This is a genomic window from Treponema brennaborense DSM 12168, assembly GCF_000212415.1.
GTDB lineage: Bacteria > Spirochaetota > Spirochaetia > Treponematales > Treponemataceae > Treponema_F > Treponema_F brennaborense.
Genome location: NC_015500.1, coordinates 1903925 through 1923431, shown reverse-complemented (window position 1 = coordinate 1923431; position 19507 = coordinate 1903925). Strand labels below are relative to the sequence as shown.

General features: G+C 57.2%; 17 protein-coding genes. 9 read left to right on the top strand and 8 right to left on the bottom strand.

Annotated features, from left to right (window positions below; all coding sequences use genetic code 11):
- Nucleotides 1-4 precede the first annotated feature (4 nt).
- From trpA to TREBR_RS08350, 5 genes are all read right to left on the bottom strand, one after another.
- A complete protein-coding gene (gene trpA, locus TREBR_RS08370) occupies nt 5-826 on the bottom strand; it encodes a tryptophan synthase subunit alpha (protein ID WP_013758754.1) in 822 nt (273 codons plus the stop codon).
- A gap of 24 nt (nt 827-850) precedes the next feature.
- Nucleotides 851-2257: a tryptophan synthase subunit beta gene (trpB, locus tag TREBR_RS08365; RefSeq protein WP_013758753.1), complete on the bottom strand. Its 1407-nt coding sequence runs from the start codon at nt 2255-2257 to the stop codon at nt 851-853.
- Between the two features lie 18 nt (nt 2258-2275).
- The gene (trpF, locus tag TREBR_RS08360) at nt 2276-3868 is read right to left on the bottom strand and encodes a bifunctional indole-3-glycerol phosphate synthase/phosphoribosylanthranilate isomerase (protein ID WP_013758752.1); all 1593 of its coding nucleotides are present in this window, start codon (nt 3866-3868) and stop codon (nt 2276-2278) included.
- Nucleotides 3861-5468: a bifunctional anthranilate synthase component II/anthranilate phosphoribosyltransferase gene (locus TREBR_RS08355; RefSeq protein WP_013758751.1), complete on the bottom strand. Its 1608-nt coding sequence runs from the start codon at nt 5466-5468 to the stop codon at nt 3861-3863. Before TREBR_RS08355 ends, trpF begins: the two co-directional genes overlap by 8 nt.
- 184 nt (nt 5469-5652) lie before the next feature.
- Nucleotides 5653-7167 (bottom strand): anthranilate synthase component I, encoded by a 1515-nt coding sequence (locus tag TREBR_RS08350; RefSeq protein WP_013758750.1) that lies wholly within the window; start codon nt 7165-7167, stop codon nt 5653-5655.
- A 249-nt stretch (nt 7168-7416) separates the two neighbouring features.
- On the opposite strand from TREBR_RS08350, the gene kduI reads away from it, so the two are divergent.
- From kduI to TREBR_RS08330, 4 genes are read left to right on the top strand one after another with little or no spacing between them, the layout of a single operon-like run.
- Nucleotides 7417-8259 carry a 5-dehydro-4-deoxy-D-glucuronate isomerase gene (kduI, locus tag TREBR_RS08345; RefSeq protein WP_013758749.1) on the top strand — a complete coding sequence of 281 codons (843 nt, stop codon included), beginning with the start codon at nt 7417-7419 and terminating at the stop codon, nt 8257-8259.
- Nucleotides 8260-8307: 48 nt separating this feature from the next.
- Entirely contained in the window at nt 8308-9042 is a 735-nt protein-coding gene (locus TREBR_RS08340) for a response regulator transcription factor (protein ID WP_013758748.1), read from the top strand.
- Nucleotides 9039-10481, top strand: coding sequence for a sensor histidine kinase (locus TREBR_RS13690; RefSeq protein ID WP_013758747.1), 1443 nt, complete (start codon nt 9039-9041; stop codon nt 10479-10481). Before TREBR_RS08340 ends, TREBR_RS13690 begins: the two co-directional genes overlap by 4 nt.
- Nucleotides 10482-10535: 54 nt before the next feature.
- Entirely contained in the window at nt 10536-11177 is a 642-nt protein-coding gene (locus tag TREBR_RS08330; protein WP_052296169.1) for a DUF6062 family protein, read from the top strand.
- An 82-nt stretch (nt 11178-11259) separates the two neighbouring features.
- On the opposite strand, the gene TREBR_RS08325 is transcribed toward TREBR_RS08330, so the two are convergent.
- Nucleotides 11260-11718: a hypothetical protein gene (locus TREBR_RS08325; protein WP_013758745.1), complete on the bottom strand. Its 459-nt coding sequence runs from the start codon at nt 11716-11718 to the stop codon at nt 11260-11262.
- 129 nt (nt 11719-11847) lie between these two features.
- On the opposite strand from TREBR_RS08325, the gene TREBR_RS08320 reads away from it, so the two are divergent.
- From TREBR_RS08320 to TREBR_RS08300, 5 genes are read left to right on the top strand one after another with little or no spacing between them, the layout of a single operon-like run.
- Nucleotides 11848-12450, top strand: a complete 603-nt coding sequence (locus TREBR_RS08320) for a phosphoribosyltransferase (protein ID WP_013758744.1) — start codon at nt 11848-11850, stop codon at nt 12448-12450.
- A gap of 15 nt (nt 12451-12465) precedes the next feature.
- On the top strand, nt 12466-14700 hold the full coding sequence (locus TREBR_RS08315; RefSeq protein WP_013758743.1) for a chitobiase/beta-hexosaminidase C-terminal domain-containing protein: 2235 nt from the start codon (nt 12466-12468) through the stop codon (nt 14698-14700).
- Nucleotides 14697-15737 carry a hypothetical protein gene (locus tag TREBR_RS08310; protein ID WP_013758742.1) on the top strand — a complete coding sequence of 347 codons (1041 nt, stop codon included), beginning with the start codon at nt 14697-14699 and terminating at the stop codon, nt 15735-15737. The genes TREBR_RS08315 and TREBR_RS08310 overlap by 4 nt, the downstream gene beginning before the upstream one ends.
- Nucleotide 15738: 1 nt before the next feature.
- The gene (locus tag TREBR_RS08305) at nt 15739-17022 is read left to right on the top strand and encodes a hypothetical protein (RefSeq protein ID WP_013758741.1); all 1284 of its coding nucleotides are present in this window, start codon (nt 15739-15741) and stop codon (nt 17020-17022) included.
- Complete coding sequence (locus tag TREBR_RS08300) at nt 17022-17615, top strand: ribonuclease HII (protein ID WP_013758740.1); 594 nt, start codon at nt 17022-17024, stop codon at nt 17613-17615. The genes TREBR_RS08305 and TREBR_RS08300 overlap by 1 nt, the downstream gene beginning before the upstream one ends.
- Before the next feature lie 225 nt (nt 17616-17840).
- Here TREBR_RS08300 and TREBR_RS08295 read toward each other — a convergent pair whose 3' ends face one another.
- Both TREBR_RS08295 and TREBR_RS08290 read right to left on the bottom strand, forming a co-directional pair.
- Complete coding sequence (locus tag TREBR_RS08295; protein ID WP_013758739.1) at nt 17841-18236, bottom strand: DUF3276 family protein; 396 nt, start codon at nt 18234-18236, stop codon at nt 17841-17843.
- Nucleotides 18237-18435: 199 nt separating this feature from the next.
- Complete coding sequence (locus TREBR_RS08290) at nt 18436-19467, bottom strand: MBL fold metallo-hydrolase (protein WP_013758738.1); 1032 nt, start codon at nt 19465-19467, stop codon at nt 18436-18438.
- Nucleotides 19468-19507 lie beyond the last annotated feature (40 nt).

Sequence of the window (19507 nt, the reverse complement as noted above, 5' to 3'; positions counted from 1 at the left end):
CCGCTTACTGCCGCTTGTGTTCCGGCGCCTGACCCGATAGTTCGCGGGCTTTGGCCGAAACCGCCGCATTCAGCGCGGCCATAGCGTCCGTACCGCCGGAAGCGGTGCAGGCGGCTATCGTTCGCACGAACACGGAACCGGCGACGACCGCGGCTACCGTCGGTGCGAGCGCCGCCGCCTGTTCGCCGGTTTCAATACCGAAGCCGCCGAATACGGCGGATCCTCCCGCCGACACGTTCCTGATGAAATCGACGGTGCCGCTGCCGATAACCGTTTTTTCTCCGGTGATGCCGGCGCGGAGTGCGGCGTACAGGTACGGGAAACCCGCACGTGCAAGCTGTGAAAGCCGGTGCGGACTCATCGACGGAGCGGCGACGGGAATCATATGCAGGCCGTTTCTCCGGCAGGCTTCGGCGAGTCCCTCGTCGGCGTCGAACGGCAGATCGGGGACGATTATCCCCGCGACTCCCGCTTCCGCCGCGCGTCGGACGAACGTTTCGATTCCGGGCGCGTAGGCGAGGGACGCGTACGTCATTACGAAAACCGGAACGTCGGGAAACGCCGTCCGTATCCGATCGATCAGTTTGAATCCGTCCGCCGTTTTGTAGCCGCGCCGCAGCACCGAAGCGCAGGTGCTCTGGATTGCCGGCCCGTCTGCAGACGGGTCGCTGAACGGCAGCTGTATTTCGAGAATCGAAGCGCCGCCCCGTACGAGTGCCCGCGCCGCTTCAAACGCCGCGTCGTCCGTCGGATATCCTGCGACGAGGTGTGCCATCAACGTGATCGGTGCGCGCGCCGGTATTTTTATATTTCGTATCGTTTCCATAGTATCCTTCCGTTTGTAAAAAAATTACTGCCGCACCGGGCGGTCCGCAGTATCCGCTGCCGCCCGTTCGCACGAATCGGCCGGCGATTCGGCCTGATGAATATCCGTTCCGCTTTCGAGCCGCGCGAGTTCGCTCTTCAAAAAACGTCGCCATTCGGCGGGGCGGAACACCGGCGACGTGATGAAAATGTCCTTGTCGCCGCGTCCGGACATGTTTATGATGATCGCTTTATCGCGCGGAATTTCTTGTGCAATCCGCATCGCGAGCGCTCCTGCGTGCGCGCTTTCAAGCGCGAACAGAACGCCTTCGTGTTTTGCAAAAAACGCAAGCGCGGCGAGCGCTTCATCGTCCCGGACTGCCGAAAATTCGATTCTGCCGGAAGTTCCGAGCGCGGCGAGCTGCGGACCGATTCCCGGATAGTCGAGCCCTGCCGAGATTGAGCGCGTTTGGGCAACTTGCCCGTCCGGCGTCAGCAGAAACCGGCTTTTGTAGCCGTGCACGATTCCGTCGCGCGCGGCGTTTCCGCTCATGCGTACGGCGTTTTCGCCGATACCGGAACCGATGCCGCCCGCTTCCGCGGCGAGCAGCCGGGGCAGTGCGTTCGGGTGCAGCGGGTTTTCACCGGATAACGATTCGGCAGTGGAAACCGTTCGTGCGGATGCGGGATTCAGCCGTGCGGCCGATTCTCCGCCGATAAAGGGTGCAAAAAAGCCGATCGCGTTCGAGCCGCCGCCGACGCATGCGCACAACGCTGCAATGTCGATATGCCGTTCGGCCGCCTGTTTTTTGACTTCTTCACCGATGACCGATTGGAACGTGCGCACGATATCGGGAAACGGCGCCGGGCCGAGCGCGGAACCGATCAGGTAATGAGTCGTCTCGAAATGCGCCGCCCAGTCGCGCATCGCCTCGTTGATAGCGTCTTTCAGCGTGCGCGAACCCGAAGCAACCGGGCGCACTTCTGCGCCGTACAATTCCATGGCGGCGACGTTCGGTTGCTGCCGTCTGACGTCGACTTCTCCCATATACACGGTGCACGCGAGCCCGAGTTTCGCACAGGCGGCGGCCGTGGCGAGCCCGTGCTGTCCGGCGCCGGTTTCCGCTATGATGCGCGTTTTTCCCATCCGTTTGGCAAGGAGTGCCTGCGCGAGCGCGTTGTTGATTTTGTGCGCGCCGGTGTGTGCAAGTCCTTCCATTTTTATGTAAATGCGGCCGCCGCCGAGTTCGCGCGTGGCGTTTTCCGCGAACAGAAGCGGTGTTTCCCGTCCGATATAGTCGCGGCGCAATTCGTCGAGTTCGGCACGGAACGCTTCGTCGTTCATCGCTTCATAAAACGCCGTTTCAAGTTCATCGAGCGGCCGGCGCAGTACTTCGGCAACGTATTTTCCGCCGAATCTGCCGAAATATCCGTCGTTACGGTAATCGTTCATGTATGCTCCTTTCGTTTGCTATTCCGCCGTATTTCGGCGGATAGTATTCATCAGTGCGTCTATTTTCGCGTAATCTTTTTTTCCGGGCGACAGTTCCGTTCCGCTCGAAACGTCGATCAATTCCGGATCGTATTCCTTTATAATAGAAGAAACATTTTCAGGCGTAATGCCGCCGGCAAGCCAAAGCGGCGTCATTTTTGCCGCCGCACGTACGATAGCCGGTGCCGCCTGCGTTCCCGTTCCGCCGTTCAGATTCCGATGAAACGCGTCAAGCAGTACGCGCGGCTGTCCGTGTTCCAAAAGGGTTTCGAGTTCGCCCAAGCCAGACACGGATTCGGGGCGCACCGCGCCGTAACAGGCGATCCGCCGGGCGGTTTCGGAAGCAGGGTCGGGTACGCTGCAGCCGTGAAATTGGAGCGCGTCGAGCACGCCTTCCCGTACGAGCTTTGCCGCTTCCGCCGCTTCGGCTGAATCGGGATCGGTTATCACGCCGATACACGGCGGGCGCAATCCGGCGGCGCACAGTGCTTCACGTATCGCGCGCACCCGTTCCGCGCTCACGTTTCGCGGACTTTCCGGTGTGAATACGAAGCCGAGCATATCCGCTCCGGAGTGCGCTGCGTATTTCGCGTCGGCTTCGTTCGTCAGTCCGCAGATTTTTATCAGCGGCCGCCTTTTTTCCGTGCGGAGTTTTACGGCGATCCGTTCCCAGAACGCGGCGTTTTCTGATAGGAACCGCTGCGTTCGGCCGTGCTCACCTTTCGTTTTTGCCTTTACTTCAGCCGCCGCTTCAGCCTGAAGCGTAAAAGCTTTTACTATGGCGTCGACCGTTTCCGGGCTGCGTGCCGCGGCTTCTCCCACCAGAATCCCGTCGAAACCCATGCTTCCCGCGAACGCCGCCGCTGCCGGATGACGGATTCCCGACTCGAAGACGACTTTGTACGGGGCGAGTTCGGTAAAAGACGGCGGTACGAGCGGATCTGTCGCGAACGTTGCAAGATCCCGTGCGTTCACGCCTGCAACGGGAACGGGGTGGGGCGTCGCGCCGTCCCGTTCCGTCTGTGCGTTTCCGTCCCGTTCGGAACACGCACGGAACGCTTCCCTGAATTTTTCGATATCGTGTTCGCCGCGTATTTCGATAAACGGCGTTATGCCGAACGAACGGCATTCGAGTGCGAACTCGCGGAGTTTTTCCGCACTCAGTATCCGCGCAATGAGCAGCACGGCATCCGCTCCGGCTCGGAACGAAACGCCGATTTCGTCTTTGCGCAGAATGAAATCCTTGCGGAGAATCGCTGTCCGCGGAGCGGCCCGTGCGGCGTCCGTCAGGTCGGCAAGCGAACCGCCGAAAAAGTTCCGTTCGGTCAGTACCGAAATCGCCTGCGTTCCCGCATCCGCATACAGCCTCGCCGTTTCCGCTGCGTTCAGCTCCGGCGCGATGTTTCCTTTGGAAGGAGAAGCCCTTTTTATTTCGAGAATCGTTCCCGGCCGCGCCAGAAACGGTACGATCGGCCGCTGCCGGCATTCGGGAATCGTACTTCCGAAGGTTGCGCCGAGCGTTTCAAGGTCGCGCGCTCGCCGTGCGACGATTTCGGCTAAAATGTCAGGCATTGCTCAGCTCCCGTACTTGTGCAAGTTTTTGCGCGACCAGTCCGTTTTTCAGCGCGGCTTTTGCTTGCGCGTATCCGTCCCTGATGGAGGCGCTTCTGCCGCCGATGTAGAGCGCGGCTCCCGCGTTCAGACAGCACGCTTCGGCTACCGTTGTGCGTGCGGACGTTTCCGGAGCGGCCAGCAGGTCGAGGGCAATCCGCGCGTTTTCCGCGCCGGTTCCTCCGGCAAGACCGTCCGGAGTGCAGCCTGAAATGCCGAACTCTTCCGGAACGACCGTGTACGAACGCTTTACGCCGTCTTCGTCGATTTCGGTAACGTGCGTGGGCGCGCACGGAGACAGTTCATCGAAGCCGTCTTCGCTGCACACGGTCATGACTCGTTTGGAACCGAGCAGTTTCGACGCTTCGGCAACGGGGTCGAGCAGCGATTCGTCGTACACGCCGAGCATTTGACAGCGCGCGCCGGCAGGATTCGAGAGCGGTCCTATCAGATTCATAATCGTTTTGATACCGAGCGATTTTCTGACCGGAGCCGCGTGGCGCATCGCGCGATGATAGACCGGCGCGTATAAAAAGCCGAAGTTCGACTGTTCGATAACGGCGGCGGTTTTTTCCGGCAGATTGTCGATTTTGATGCCGAGCGATTCGTAAAAATCGGCGGAACCTGATTTGCTTGAAACGGCGCGGTTTCCGTGTTTTGCGACCGGCAGACCGCAGGCCGCCGCGATCAGCGCCGCAAAGGAACTGATGTTGAAACTGCCTTTGCCGTCGCCGCCGGTTCCGACTATATCGGTGAGTTCGACGCCGCCGGCGAGCGGAAGCGTTTTTTTCTTCCGGCACAGTACGGCGGCGCAGCCGGCGATTTCGGCTGCGGAGGGACCTTTGACGGCGAGCGCGCTCAGTATGGCCGCCGTCTGGCGCGGATCCTGAAAGCCGTCCGTCAGGTCTTCCATAAAAAGTTCGGCGGCTTCCTGCGTGAGATTTTTCCCGTTCGCGAGCGTGCCCAAAATGGCCGCTGCCGGAAGATTTTCGCGCCGATAGTTCAGAAACGACGTAAAAAACGCGTCGCAGCCGTCGGATGCGATCGATTCGGGATGAAACTGCACTCCTTCCAGTACGTACGTTTTATGGCGGATTCCCATGATATCGCCGTCGTCGGAGCGGGCGGTGATTTCAAAATCGGCGGGGAGCGTTTTTTCATCTACGGCGAGGCTGTGATATCGGGTGAACGTTCTTTCAGTTCCGATGGAACGGAACAGTCCTTTGCCGTCGAGCGCGATCTTTTCCGCCGAGCCGTGTCTTATCCGCTTTGCACCGACGATATCGGCTCCGAACGCGTAAGCGATCGCCTGATGTCCCAAACATATCCCCAAAATCGGGATTTTTCCCGCGTATCGGCGGATTGCGTCCACGCTGATTCCCGCATCGGCCGGATTTCCCGGGCCGGGCGACACTATCAGGCCGGACGGGTGCACGTTTTCTATATCTTGGAGCGTGCATTCTCTGCTGCGGAACACGGCGACCTGTTCGCCGCTCAGCCGTGAAATCACTTGTACGATATTGTACGTGAACGAATCGTAATTATCGATTACTGCAATCATGTCGATTTCTCCCATAAAAAGTCACGGAGGAACTGTCAATTTCCGACTTGGCTTTTTACGCAGCTTCGCAGCAAAGTGAGAAGCTGCACTTGATAAGAAAGTTTGCAACGCAAACTTATAAAAACACAAACTTATAAAAGATAAAAACCGACGATAGTGTGGGCGGTTTTTATCTTACACTCTTTTATGCGTTGCGCAGCACGGCGAGCATGGCGCCCAGTTTTTCATTCGTTTCTTCCCATTCGCGTTCGGGAACCGAGTCGTACACGATACCGCCGCCGGCTTGCAGCGTCCAGCGCGCTCCCTGTTTCAGGGCGCATCTGATTGCGATGCAGAAATCGAGGCCGCCTTTTGCGTCGATATAGCCGACGGCTCCCGCGTAAAAATTCCGCTTCGTTTTTTCGAGTCCGGAAAGAATTTCCATCGCGCGGATTTTCGGAGCGCCGCTCACGGTTCCCGCGGGAAACGCCGAGCGGAGCACTTGCACGGCTGAAACGCCGTCCGCACCCGTGCCGGCGACCGTTCCTTCAACGTCGGACACCAAATGCATGACGTGGCTGAACGGTTCGCATTCCATAAAACGCGTGACCGCGACGGAACCGGCTTCGCAGACGCGCCCCAAATCGTTTCGGGCAAGATCGACCAGCATCAGATGTTCCGCCCGTTCTTTTGGATCGTCGAGCAGTTCCCGTTTGAGTTTTTCATCTTCCGCAGCGTTTTTGCCTCGGCGCCTCGTGCCGGCGATCGGCCTGATAGACGCCGTTCGGCTGCGTACGCGGACGAGGCTTTCCGGCGAGGAGCCGACCAGCTGATGCGTGCCGAAATCGAGGTACAGCAAATACGGCGAAGGATTTACCGAGCGCAGGCGGCGGTATATTTCGAGCGCGCCCGTTTCACATTCCAGTCGGAGCCTGCGCGACGGCACTGCCTGCAAAAGGTCGCCGGCGACGATGTGTTTTTTCAGGGCGTTCACTTTTTCAATATACGCGGCGCGCGATTCGGCAAGATCCGTTACGGTCGTGCACGGCGCCGGCGTTTCCGGCTCGGCAAGATACGAAAAATCGAGATCGGAAAGCCTTTTTTGCAGCGTATCGGTCGCCTTTTGCAGATCGATTTCGTGTTCCGCATAATTGAGCGCGCAGATGTGCAGCCGCTCGGTAAAATGGTCGAAAACGATATACACGTGGCCGACGATGAACTCGGATTCGGGGATGGCGAGTTCGTCCGTCTGCGGAGCGAGCGCGACGGTATCGCAGCGCGCGCAGAATTCGTAGCCGAGGTAGCCGATTCCCGCGGCGGGGAGCGGAACGTCGCCCGGCACGGCCGCGTTTTGGGACGCGACGTATTCGAGCGCGTCGAGTATGTCCGGCTGTCTGCCGGCCGGTCTCTGCCGTGCGGGCGCGCCGTCGCACGTGTTCAAGCCGCTAAGCGCGTCCGATCGGTTACACGAATCCGAAGCCGCCGCTGCGTTCGGCGTTCCGAACGCTTTCCGTTCGCCGTTTACGATGAACGCGATTCCTTTATCGTCCTGTACGATGCGGAAGGCCTCTTCGGTCAGCAGTATCGAATACCGTTCTTTTCCGTGCGAAAAACTTGCGGATTCCAGAATCGCCCGCGCGCCGAGTTTTTTTGCGAGTGAAAACGGCGTGTAGCGGTCGCCGGGTACGGACAGGTACAGCGCGTCGCTTCGGTGTGCCATATTTTATCTCCTTTGTTTCTTTTTATAGTATCAGTTTGTTTTAATGTTACTGTATATAGTAATTGTGTTTCTGTCAATAGTAATTTTGTGTTTTTTTTAATTTTGTGCGGTTTTTTCGCGAGCACGGCCGAATCGGCGTTTTGTCCTTTTCCGTCGTCATTTTGTTCAAAAATGGTTTTACGCGCGTTTCCGTTTGACAATATATTCCGTTTGATACATCATAATGTTCGTATTTATGGAGGTTTTTATATGGATACGCGTTATTCGGCAAATCAAAAAGATTTTCAGCGGTACAATACCGATGAAATCCGCAATGAATTTCTGATTCAGGATATTTTCCGTGCGGACGACGTTTCCGTCGTCTATTCCCATATCGACCGCATCGTCGTGCTCGGCGCGATGCCGGTAACCGGAAAAATAAATATAGAAAAGAATATCGATCCGTGGAAAAATTTCGGCGTGCATTTTTTTATGGAGCGCCGCGAATTGGGCATCATCAACATCGGCGGCCGCGGAACCGTATATGCGGACGGTACCGAATACGAACTGGCGAATCTGAACGGATTATATCTGCCGATGGGCACTAAAAACGTCGAATTTGCCAGCGGCGACGCTTCGGCCCCGGCAAAGTTTTATATGTGTTCCACTCCCGCGCATAAACCGTGCCCGGCAAAACTGATCACCAAAGACACCTGCAAAGTGGTAAAATTGGGCGCACTCGCCACTTCAAACGAACGCACGATATATCAGTTCATTCATCCCGACGTTTTGGAAACGTGCCAGCTTTCCATGGGCTGCACGGCGCTCGCCGAAGGTTCCGTCTGGAACACGATGCCCGTGCACACGCACGAACGCCGCATGGAAGTGTATTTTTATTTCGATATCAAAAAAGACAACGTCGTGTTCCATTATATGGGCGAACCGAACGAGACTCGGCACGTCGTTATGCACAACGAACAAGCCGTGCTGAATCCCAGTTGGTCAATTCATTCCGGCTGCGGAACGTGTAATTATACGTTCATTTGGTCGATGGCCGGTGAAAACCGTGCGTACGACGATCAGGATTGGATCAAGACGGAAGATCTGCGCTGAACGGTTTCATTTTAAGATTATTTTAATAAACCGTGGTATACTGTCGGTATGCGATTGTTACTTGCGGAAGATGAAAAAAGGCTTTCCTGCGCGTTGTGCGAAATCCTTTCAAAGCACACGTACGACGTCGACGCGGTGTATGACGGAAAAAGCGCGCTGGCGTATATCGCGTCCGGCGTGTACGATGCCGTTATTCTCGATATCATGATGCCGGGACTGGACGGTTTGTCCGTTCTGCGTGAATTGCGGGCGGCTAAAAACAACGTACCCGTTCTGCTGCTTACTGCAAAGGATGAAATAGCGGATAAAGTTTCCGGTCTCGACCACGGAGCGGACGACTATATGACCAAACCGTTTTCCACCGATGAATTGCTTGCCCGCATTCGGGCGCTTACCCGGCGCCGGGGCGAAGTAATCACCGGCTGCCTGGAATACGGCGATTTGGCGCTCGATCCCAAAACGTGCGAGTTGTGCACGGATGCGCGGCGGAGTGGTATAGATGCGCGGCGGAGTGGTATAGATGCGCGGGACGACTGCCAGATTCCTTCCGGCGGAAAAATAAAACTTTCACTGAAAGAATACCGCATCATGGAAATGCTCGTCCAGAACCCGAATCAGATTTTGACGAAAGAACGTATTCTCGAAAAAGTATGGGGCGGCGATTCCGATGCCGAATACAATAATCTGGAAGTATTCATTTCGTTTCTGAGAAAAAAAATGCGGTTTATCGGATCCAAAGCCGAAATCAAAACGAGCCGCGGCATAGGATATTCGTTGGTATGAACGTAATCGCCCGGCTGAAACGTAAATTGATCGTGACCGTCGTCGCCATTTTGGCGGTCGTTTTCGCCGTCGTCCTGATCGCACTGAATCTCACCGTATATCGGGGCGGCAAAATGCAGTCCGTTCGGCTGATGAAAGATTTCGCGGCGTATGAACGGCAGGGGCGGAAAATCAGTCCCCCCGATCGTATTGAAACCGGCCGGCTGACAAGCCGGGAACGGAACGCCGCCGCTGAGCCGCCTGAACCCGATATGCGGACGGAGATTGCCGCTGAGCCGCCGGAACCTGCCGCCTCGCCGGCTGAATCCGTTTCACCGCCGCCGGAAGAACCATCCCGTTTCTGGCATTTTCTGAGCGGAACGGTATTACCGGGCGCCGGTGTAACTCATTCGGAGCGGAACGTGTTCGGGGTAAAACTGAAAGAGAACGGTACGTTCAGCGCAATCGTTTCCCGATTTCCGCTCAGATACACGGAAAGCGAAATCGCCGCGCTCGTTTCAAGCATAACGCCGTCAGCAGCCGCGCCTGCAGACGGGCCCGTCTTCGGCGTACAGGGTGCGTTCCGCTACCTGAAAGAAGCGCGGCCGTACGGCGCGCTCGTCGTGTTCAGCGACTGCTCCGACGAATTCGCCGTGCGCAGGCGTTTGCTCGTCGCGTCGGCCGGAATTTACGCGCTCGCCATGTTCGTTTCGTTCGCCGCCGCTGCTTTTTTTGCAGACCGCGCGGTTCGTCCGGTGCGGGACGCTTTTGAAAATCAGAAACGCTTCATTGCCGACGCCGGCCACGAATTGAAAACGCCCATCGCCGTTATCGGCGCGAATGCGGACGCGCTCGCCGGGGAAATCGGTGAAAACAAATGGCTCGGATACATTGTGTCTGAAAATATCCGAATGGGCGAACTGGTCAAAGACCTGCTGTATTTGGCTAAAAGCGACGCCGGCCGCGAACCGTTCGTTCATTCCGAATTCGACGCGAGCCGTGCGGTTACCGCCGCCGTGCTTCCTTTTGAAAGCATCGTCTACGAACACGGTCAAAAATTGGAACTGCGGATTCCCGACGGTATCCGGTATACGGGCGACGAACGCCATATTATACAGGCCGTCGTCGTGCTCATCGATAACGCGGTTAAAAACGCGTCGCCGGGCGCGCTCATCCGCGTTTCACTGCGAACCGAATCCGGCCGTTCCCGGGGAAAAACGGGTGCACGCTGTCAGCCGATTTCTGTTTCCGTTTTCAACGAGGGCGAAGGACTTGACCGCGCCGAGATGAAAAAAATATTCCGCCGCTTTTACCGCAGCGACGCGTCCCGTACGCGCGAAACGGGCGGCTGCGGACTGGGGCTTCCCATCGCGGAATCGATCGCTGAAGCGCATAACGGATGCATCACCGTCGACGGCAAAAAAGGCCGCTGGATCGAATTTACGCTTCGTTTAAAATAGTCCGGAACGTCGTTTTTGCTTGACTTTCACGGCTCGTGCCCGTACACTTTTTCTATGGCTGAAAAACATGTGAATTATTTTGCCCTCGAAAAGGCTTGTGAAAAAGACGGCTGTCCGCTGTGCCGTATTATCGAAGAACGCATAGACCGGTACATAGACGGTATGCTGTTCGAGCATATTTCCGATCGGACGTTCCGGGCTCAGTACCGTGAAGCCGGCGGATTCTGCGCCGATCACGCGAAAAAACTGCTTACGTACCGGGACGGACTTGCCGTCGCGATCCTCGGCAACGAAACGCTCGGCGGTTATATTGAAGATTTTAAAAAACGGAAAATGCGCGTTTACAAAAAACCGTGTCCCGCCTGCGCGGAGCGTACCCGTATTGAAAAAGAGTTTCTGTCGTTTATAGCCGAAGCGCACGACGACGCGGCGGCGGACGCGGATTTGCACGCCTTTTTCTGTCGCTCGGACGGGTTGTGCGTTTCCCATTATGCCCGGTTGGTGCGGCTTTCAGGACGCAGAATTCCCGAATGGCTTTCCGAATTTCAAGAGGCCCGTTTTTCCTCGTTATATGAACGGACGAAGCGGTTCATAGACTGTTCGGCCTGGGGTAAACAGAAAGAATTCGCCGCTTTGCCGGAAGCGGATAAAGTCGTGTGGAAAGAACTCGCCGCGTCGCTTCGCGGAGAGTTCTGAGCTGAGCGGAGCGGAGCAGCGAGGTAGCGCGGAGAGTTCTGAGCTGAGCTCAGCTCAGCCGCGAAGTAGCACGGCCGCTGCTTTACACGCCGTACCGTTCGATCGCGCCGGCGATATCCTGATTATTCGCGAGCACTTCAAAGTCAAGCGTTATCGGTTTTCCGTCCGCCGCCTCGTACGTAATGGAGAGCGTTTTCGGTTTGGACGAAAACAGCGCGGCGAATCTGTTTTTTGCCTGTTCCGGCGGCATTATCCGCGTCAGCATGCGGCGCTCAATCCGTATCTGCTGCGTTTTCGACGGCGAACCGGCGTTGAACAGCGCGAGCAACGCGTGCTGCGACGGATGCACGAAAAAATGTACGTCCTGCGTTCCAAATATGAGCAGGCCCCATAAAAAGGTTTGCCCCGGCGGAAATTCAAGCCCCGCGCGCCGGACGGTAACCGCACTGCTGTACAGGCGCGCCATCACCATCGTTTGCACGGTGTCTCCGGTCGCCTGCTCGAATTCTTCTAAAAATGCCGTTTTATCCGCTTGTTTCATTTTTGCAGTATACTCCGCCGCAGCCGTTCGGACAAGTCCCGGAATCGATTTCTCCCGAAAGTGATTTCAACGGCCGCCGGTTGTCTTATCGCAAAATATGCGGTATGATACGATTACAGAGGTTTTTATATGATCAAAGAATTTTTGACTTATGATAAAGTACGCAACAATTCGCTTAAAATGGCGCATCGGATTCATAAAGAAGGCTTTGTTCCCGACGTCATTTACGTTTCCCTGCGCGGCGGTGCGTACGTTGCGAACGTCGTAAGCGAATATTTCAAAATCGCACGTAAAGACGTGCACCCCGTATTGTATGCGGCCGTTGTCGCCCGCTCGTATTCGGATATCCGGCAACGGGACCGCGTTATGGTCGACGGTTGGACGTATTCTCCCGAACATCTGCGCCCCGGTGACAAAATCCTGCTGGTGGACGATATTTTCGATACCGGCAAGACGATCAATTATCTGGTCGAAGTCCTGCTTGAAAAAGGCATTCCGCGCAAAGACATAAAAGTGGCCGTTCACGATTATAAATATTTTACTTTTCACGACGAGCAGCTTCCGATCCAGCCCGATTACTGGTGCCGTAAGTTTACGATCACCAAACCTGAAGAAGATCGATGGATTCATTACATGAGTCATGAATTGATCGGGTTGTCGAAAGAAGAGCTTGAAGAATACTACTATAAAGAGGATCCCGAACTCAGGGAAGTTTTCGATTCTCTTTTCTAGCTTTGAGGATGTATTATGCGAGATCGATTCCGGTATATACAGCTGTCGGTGATTCTTTTATGCGGAGTTTGCGGATTGTATGCGCAAACTTCCCCGTTGTCTGCCGGCGCGCGCGTCGTAAGCCCTGCGGAAGGAACGTGGGCGAACAAACAGGCTTTGATTCTTGAAGTACCGGAAGGGTGCGAAGCGTATTATTCGTTCACCGGTTCCGATCCGCGGGATTTCGGCTTTGCGTACGACGGTCCCGTGCTTTTGGACGCGACCGGTTCGGTTCCGCTTCGGATCGTGACCGTGTCGCCCGACGGCGGTACGAGTGAACGGCGGATTCCGTTTACGGTTTCGGAACGGAGCGGCGCGTGGCAGCCGCCGGTTTCGGACGAATCGCCGTTCGTAAAGTATCATCCCGGCGACACGATCGTTTTTCCCTCGTCGTTTTCTTACGCGCTCGGAATCGAGCCGTCTCCTTTTATTTCAAACCGTTCCCTTTCACTGGAAGCCGGAGCGTTTCCCGCTCGCTTCGTTCCGTGCACGGTAACCGACGGCTCGCTGTATTGGCGATTCGTGATCGTTCCCGACGGTACCGTGCGGGCGGATACGGGAATAAACTCGCCTGATTCGCGCACCGCCGCTCCGGCGGATATTGCCGGCTCGGCGGGTATTTCCGCTCCGGCGGATCCGAACGCGGAACCGCCGTTTACCGTTACAGATTGGACGACCGTTACGTTTACCCGGAAAAAACTCATTTATTCGCTCGACGGCGGCGACTGGGCCGCCGCTTCGGGAAGTTTCCTGCTCGACCGTTCGATTCCGCATCGCATTTCATGGCAGAGCGTCGCGTACGATCCGTCGAATCCCGTTTATACGGCCGAACTGCCGCCGAAACCGCTGCCGTCCCCGAATTCCGCAAAAGCGGGCAATACTCCCGTCGTATTGGCGGCGGAAAACGGGTATCTGCTGTCGCCGCGCGGCTCGGCGCTGCCGCCCGAACCGGCGATTACCGTCGACGCGTTCTACGGTGAAGAACTGTGTGTTTCGGTTGAGTTCGACGCGTATTACGGCGGCGTGCGGCACGGTTCGCTGGCGTATACCGTCGCGATCGATAAGCGTCCGCCCGCGGTGCCGCGTTTCGTTTCCGACGGAGATTCGTTTTACAGCCGCCGCCCCGTGTCGTTTTCGTTCGCCGAAAGCGCGGACGCGGATATCGTGTACGCCGTCGAACTGACTTCGGAGGCGGCGACCGGTTTTAACGAGCTTTCACTCGACGCCGCCTCGATTCCGGCCGCACCGCTGTCGCCTTCGTTTACCGTCTACGACGGAACGCGCGTCAGTCTGCCGTCGCGCAGCGGTAGCGCGTCCCTGTACACGGTTACGGCGTACGGCCGGGACGCCGCCGGAAACGTGAGCGATCCCGCCGTGTTTCGCGTGATTATAGACGAATTCAATTATTATCTTGCGGCGGACGCCGTTTCCGACCGTCCCGACGGCAGTTTGGCGCGTCCTTTTTTCCGTATCGAACAGGCGTATTCCGTTATCAACGACGCGTCGTTTACCCGGCTGCACGTGAACGGCATGATCGCCGTGCCGGAGACGGTGACCGTTACCGGTACGTGTGAAATCAACGGCGCCGGCGACGATTCGGGGTTCATCTTAGCCGAAGGCGCGTCTTTTTCCGTACAGGACGCCGCGCGGCTGTACGTGAACAATTGCGTGTTTGAAAAACGGCAGCCGGCGGCAGCCGAAGCGAACCGTTCCGCCGCCGCAGCTGCAGCCGCAGGAAAACCGCTCGTCGCGGTGCGGAACGCCGCCGTCTCGTTTACCAACTGCGAACTGGTCGCCGGCTTCGGTTCCAGCGGCTCCGTTTTTACCGCGGATTCGGCGAGCGTACTGCTCGACAATTGCGGTGTTACGGTTACGAGCGGACGGTACGCCGCGCTTTTTTCCGGCGTCAGATCAAACGTTTCCGTTACGGGCGGCCGCTTTACGGCGGTAGCGCCCACTGCGGTTTTATTTTCACTGTCCGCCGGTATATTCGATTTGACAGGCAGCGGCTGCAAGGTGATCGCCGATCTTGGACGCATCGCCGAACTGACCGGCGTTACCGCGACGCTCAAGCGTAATGCGTTTGCGGCCGAGCTGCACGGCAACTCCGCCGCTGCCGCCCGCGTTTCTCCGGTATGGTACGACGGCCGCTCGAAGCTGACGGCGGACGACGGCAATACCGTTTCAGGATTTCCCGGAGGACTGTTTTGAAAAAGGTGTGTGTGTGTATTTGTCTGTGTGCGGCGCTGAGTACGGTGCCGCCGTCGTTTGCGCAGTCTGCAGTACGGAAAACGGGCGCTCCCGTGCAAACCGCCGGCAAAACGGCTTTGCCGGCTGATTCCGACGCATTACCGGCCGCTTCGATCGAAGACTGGAAGCGGCTCTCACAGCTGAACGGCGACGAATACGTGGAACTGTTTACGTCGTATCTTGCCGCCGCCGCGGCTTCCGACGCCCAGCCGTACGCGCTGGCCGAATGCCTGTGGTACGCGTGTTTCGTGCAGCCGTCCCTTTCTCCCGATGAAGCCGCTTCCGAACTGCGGCGCACGCTTGAGACGGCGGTTTCCGATTTTATCTTCGCCGTCGGTTCCGGCACCGTATCTGCGCACGTTCAGTCGGACTCCGCGTACGCCTTTTTTTCATGGCTTGCCGCGGCTCGTCCCCGGCCCGCCGCCGCCGCTCCGGTTCCCGCCATGCCTGTTTTCGACGCGGCGGGCGGTTTTGCAAAACCGTCCGCGGAAGCGCGCAAAGTCGCGCTGTACCGCGCGCAGGTAAAACTCGAACGGCTGTGCGAATCGGTTTCTGCCCGATACGACGATATCGAAACCGCCGTTTTGGAACCCGCCGAGGTTTCGGCCGTTTTTTCGGAAGGGGCGCTGCGCTACGTGCTGCGCCGTTCGGAATCGGCCGCACCGGTATACCGCGCGCTGCTGCGTTCCGAAGCGGCTGTCTCCGAAGCGGGGGAGCCGCTCGCCGCGGAAATAGCCGTAGCTGAGCCGGAAGCGCTTTTTGAACGGTTCAGAGCACTCGGCGTTGCGTACGGGTTTGTACCCGCTTCCGTATTGCCGCCGTATTCGGCCGGAATCGCCGAACTCACGGCGCAGGACGAGTTCGCGCCGTATTATATTCCGGCCCGCGACGCGTCGCTGTTCGTTTCAGATCTTGCGTGGCTTTCGGACGCCGTTCCGCTTTATCTGAATCGTTTTACGGCGCTGCTGTACCGGCCGGCCGGAACGGAGGAAAACTGATATGGCCCGAAAAAAACGTCTCGCCGGCATCATCGCCGTGTGCGTGCTGGTTTTGATTTTTATCGCTGCATTGTGCGCCGTTTTATATGCGGCGGAATCTTTTCCGGCGTTCAACGCGGCGGTCGATTCGCTGTTTCCCTTCATTTCACGGAATTCTGTCGCCGTGTCTGAAAGTTCCGCCGCCGACGTTCCCTCGGAACCGGCCGGCGCCCGTATAGCCGCTTTGGTACCGTCGTTCGCCGCTTCTGCCGTGCCGAACTTCGCTGATACGGCGGCATCCGGAACCGCCGCCGGTTTTACTATCAGCGCGGACGGCTACGTTCTGCGCAGTTCGGAAAACGGCTGGTCGTACGGGAATCGGTATCCGATCGTCAGCAAACCCGGTGCGTTCGCCGATGCGGTGGTGTTTATCGACGCTTCCCGTACGCTCGTTTGTCTCGACCTCGTTACCGGCGTTCTCGTCCGGGAAGCGGCGTGTCCCGTCTATCCGGCCGGCGCGGCGTACGCGGACGGCGCTTCGTACGTGTTTGAAGCCGCCGCGGGCGGCTGGTATGCGGCGTATTTTGGACTTTCCGATGCGGAAACCGCCGCCTCAGGAACCGCCGGTTCGAACTTTGCTGACACGGCGGCGCCCGGAACCGCCGGCTCGAACTTTGCTGACACGGCGGCGCCCGGAACCGCCGGCTCGAACTTTGCTGACACGGCGGCGCCCGGAACCGCCGGCTCGAACTTTGCTGACACGGTGGCGCCTGGAACCGCCGCCTCACCGGAGTTTCCCTCTGTACACGGAACCGCCGCGCAGCCTGTCGCCGGATTCGATCTGGCGCTGCACGAATCGTTTATGCCCGATTCCGCCGTACTCGCCGGCATTACGGCCAAACTGAACGGTTTGATTTCGGCGGAACCGCCGCAGCCCGTGCCCGGCGACTTTACGTATACGGAAACCGACGGCGTGCGCCGATTCGATCGGGGCGTTTTTTCGCCGCTGATTGTTTTTTCTCCGGCAGAGCAGGGCGTGTATACATTCGGCCTGTGCAGTGCCGACGGTGCCTGGATAAAAGACACCGCGTTTGTCGCCGTGTTTATCGGAACGGGCGAGATGCGTTCGGTCAGTCTCGATTACGTCGCGGACCGTCCGCAGATTACGATGCATCTTTCCGACGCGGAAATGTATTATGTGTGCGCAGGTTTTATGAACAACGTTCCGGCTTCAACAGCCGAAGATACCGCGGCGGCGGATTTGCCGGAAGTGCCTGCGTATTTCCAAGTCAAAAAGGCCCCGTGATGCAAATTCCGCTGATATGCGGCCTTGACGAAGCCGGCCGGGGTCCGCTCGCCGGTCCCGTTTCGGCGGGCGCCGTTATTCTGCCGCCGGACTTCCCGGTCGAGCTTTTGAACGATTCAAAAAAACTGAGTGAAAAACGCCGCGCCGTTCTTGAATCTCTCATAAAAGAACGCGCGTGCTGGGGCGTTGCGCTCGTAGATCATACGGTTATCGATGAAATAAACATTTTGCAGGCAAGCCTGCTTGCCATGAAACTGGCTTTCGATCAGATGCGGCAAAAATTACCCGCGTTCTGCGCCTCCCGGTTCGGCAGCTGCGCGCAGCCGCTCGTTTCGGCAATCGCCGACGGCACGTTCTGCCCGGACATCCGCGTCCCCTGCGTCGCCCGCCCGAAAGCCGACGCGACGGAAAGCGCCGTTATGGCCGCTTCCATTCTGGCAAAAACGGAACGGGATCGCGTCATGATCGCGTACGGACAGCTCTATCCGCAGTACGGCTATGAAAAACATAAAGGCTATCCGACGAAAGCGCATCGCGAACTGTGCAAACTGCTCGGCCCGTCGCCTATTCAGCGGCTGACGTTTCACTACTGAACCGCGCAATTTTCGGCATCTGCCACGCCCCCGACGATATCCGGCGACATCTGCCGAGCACCAGTCATCCGCCGGACGTTCCCGCTGCGTGCTCCCAACGATATCCGACGATATCCGCCGTGCCCCCGGCACCGGGGCGTTCCTCTCGGCCGTAAAAAAAACGCACCGCCGAAAACCGGCAGTGCGTTCCGTTTCGCGGGCGCGGTAACGCGACCTGCGGTACGTTTATTCTTCTTTCGATTTCTGGCGTTTTGAAACGACGTGCACTTTTCCCGTTCGCTTGATGCCGTCGCTTTTGCGCTCCTGATCGTCGGCGGGTTTTTTGTATATGCGTTTTCCGCCGGCAGCACTTTTTGCCGCTTTCCGTTCGGCCGCCGCTTTCGAGCGTTCTTTTCGGTCTTTTTCAATGAACGTGAGCGATTCGTCAAGGCCCTTGAAGAATTTCTGCATGTCGTCGGCAAATACGACGATCGCGTGCCGGTCAAAATCTTCACCGTTTTTGCTTTTGCTTTCTACAACCTGCAAAAACACATCGCCGGTCCTGTTTTCTTTTACGTTGAAAAAATACGATCTGTTTTCCAACATAACCTGAGTGGTAAAGAGTTCGCCGCGTGCGCCCATGTTATCCTTCCTTAATCTGCAAGTGCAGAATGCCTGTGCGCAAACAGTACCATATATTGCGGTATTATGCAAGATACCGATGGACGGTTCCTGCGGAGCACACCGTACCGCTGACCGGCTTGCTCCGGGGTTCGGCTCTCGCCTCCGTAAAAAAGCCCGCGCGGGGCTTTTTTACCGGGTTCCGCCCTGCGCATCCGGGCTAGTCGTTTTCAGACCCGTTTGATTCGAGCCGCTTCCAGTACATTTTGTTACCGCGAATGTAATGGCCGATTTTTTTCTGACCGTGCAAATACGACAGATACGAACGCAGCGTACAGCCTATCAGAACGTACTGCCCGTCGGCCAGTTCGATTCGGTTTAAATCGGCTACCGCCTGCAGCAGTTCTTCGGCCGTTTTTTCTTCTTTCAAAACCGCAAGAATACTCACTTCGGTTTCCATGATGGCGATCATATTCAGTTCCGCAAGCGCTTCCAGCGAATCGGCCGAATCGAGAACGTCTCCGTGGCTGGGAACGTACGCATCGGCGGGAACGGTTTTAATCGTATCCAGCGTCCGTTTGAACTGTCCGACGTCGAACAAAAACGGTATCCAGTATTTTTTTATCACGTGGCGGCCGAATATGCAGTCGCCCAAAAACAGAACCCGGCGCGGCGGCTCGTTATCCGTCTGCGCTCCGGTAATCGGCGCACCTGCGGTGTATAAAACGCCTATCATGTCAAGATAGTGGCCGGGCAGGGAAATAAACGAAATTTCCGCGCCGCCTGCAAGCCGCACCGTTTCACCGCAGCCGATAACGCGCGTTACCCGCGACGGCCGGGCCACGTACCGTTTGCCGGTAATTTCCGCAAACGGATAACCGCCCCAGATAATTGCCGCTTCAATAACGGTATGCTCGATGGAACCGCGTTCGCCCAAACTCGCCCAGACGCCGCAGCCGGTGTGCTTTTGAAACCAGTCGTTGCCGCCGATATGGTCGGCGTTTGAATGCGTGCAAATCACGGCTTTCAGCGTAAACCCTTCGGGATAGAGCGATTCAAGCGTTTTATATATTTTTTTCGCCGCGTCGCCGTCCGCGCCGCTGTCTATCAGATATAAATCGGGAACAGCCGCTGATTTTCCGCCGTCGGCCGGTTCCGCCGGATAATCGGCGATAACGCCGATATTGGTAACGCCGGTGATCACGTGCACGCCGGCGCACAACGGCACGGGCTGTTTGTTTGAGATGTCCATACCGTACTATACAACAGAATACTTTGCGTGTAAATAAAAG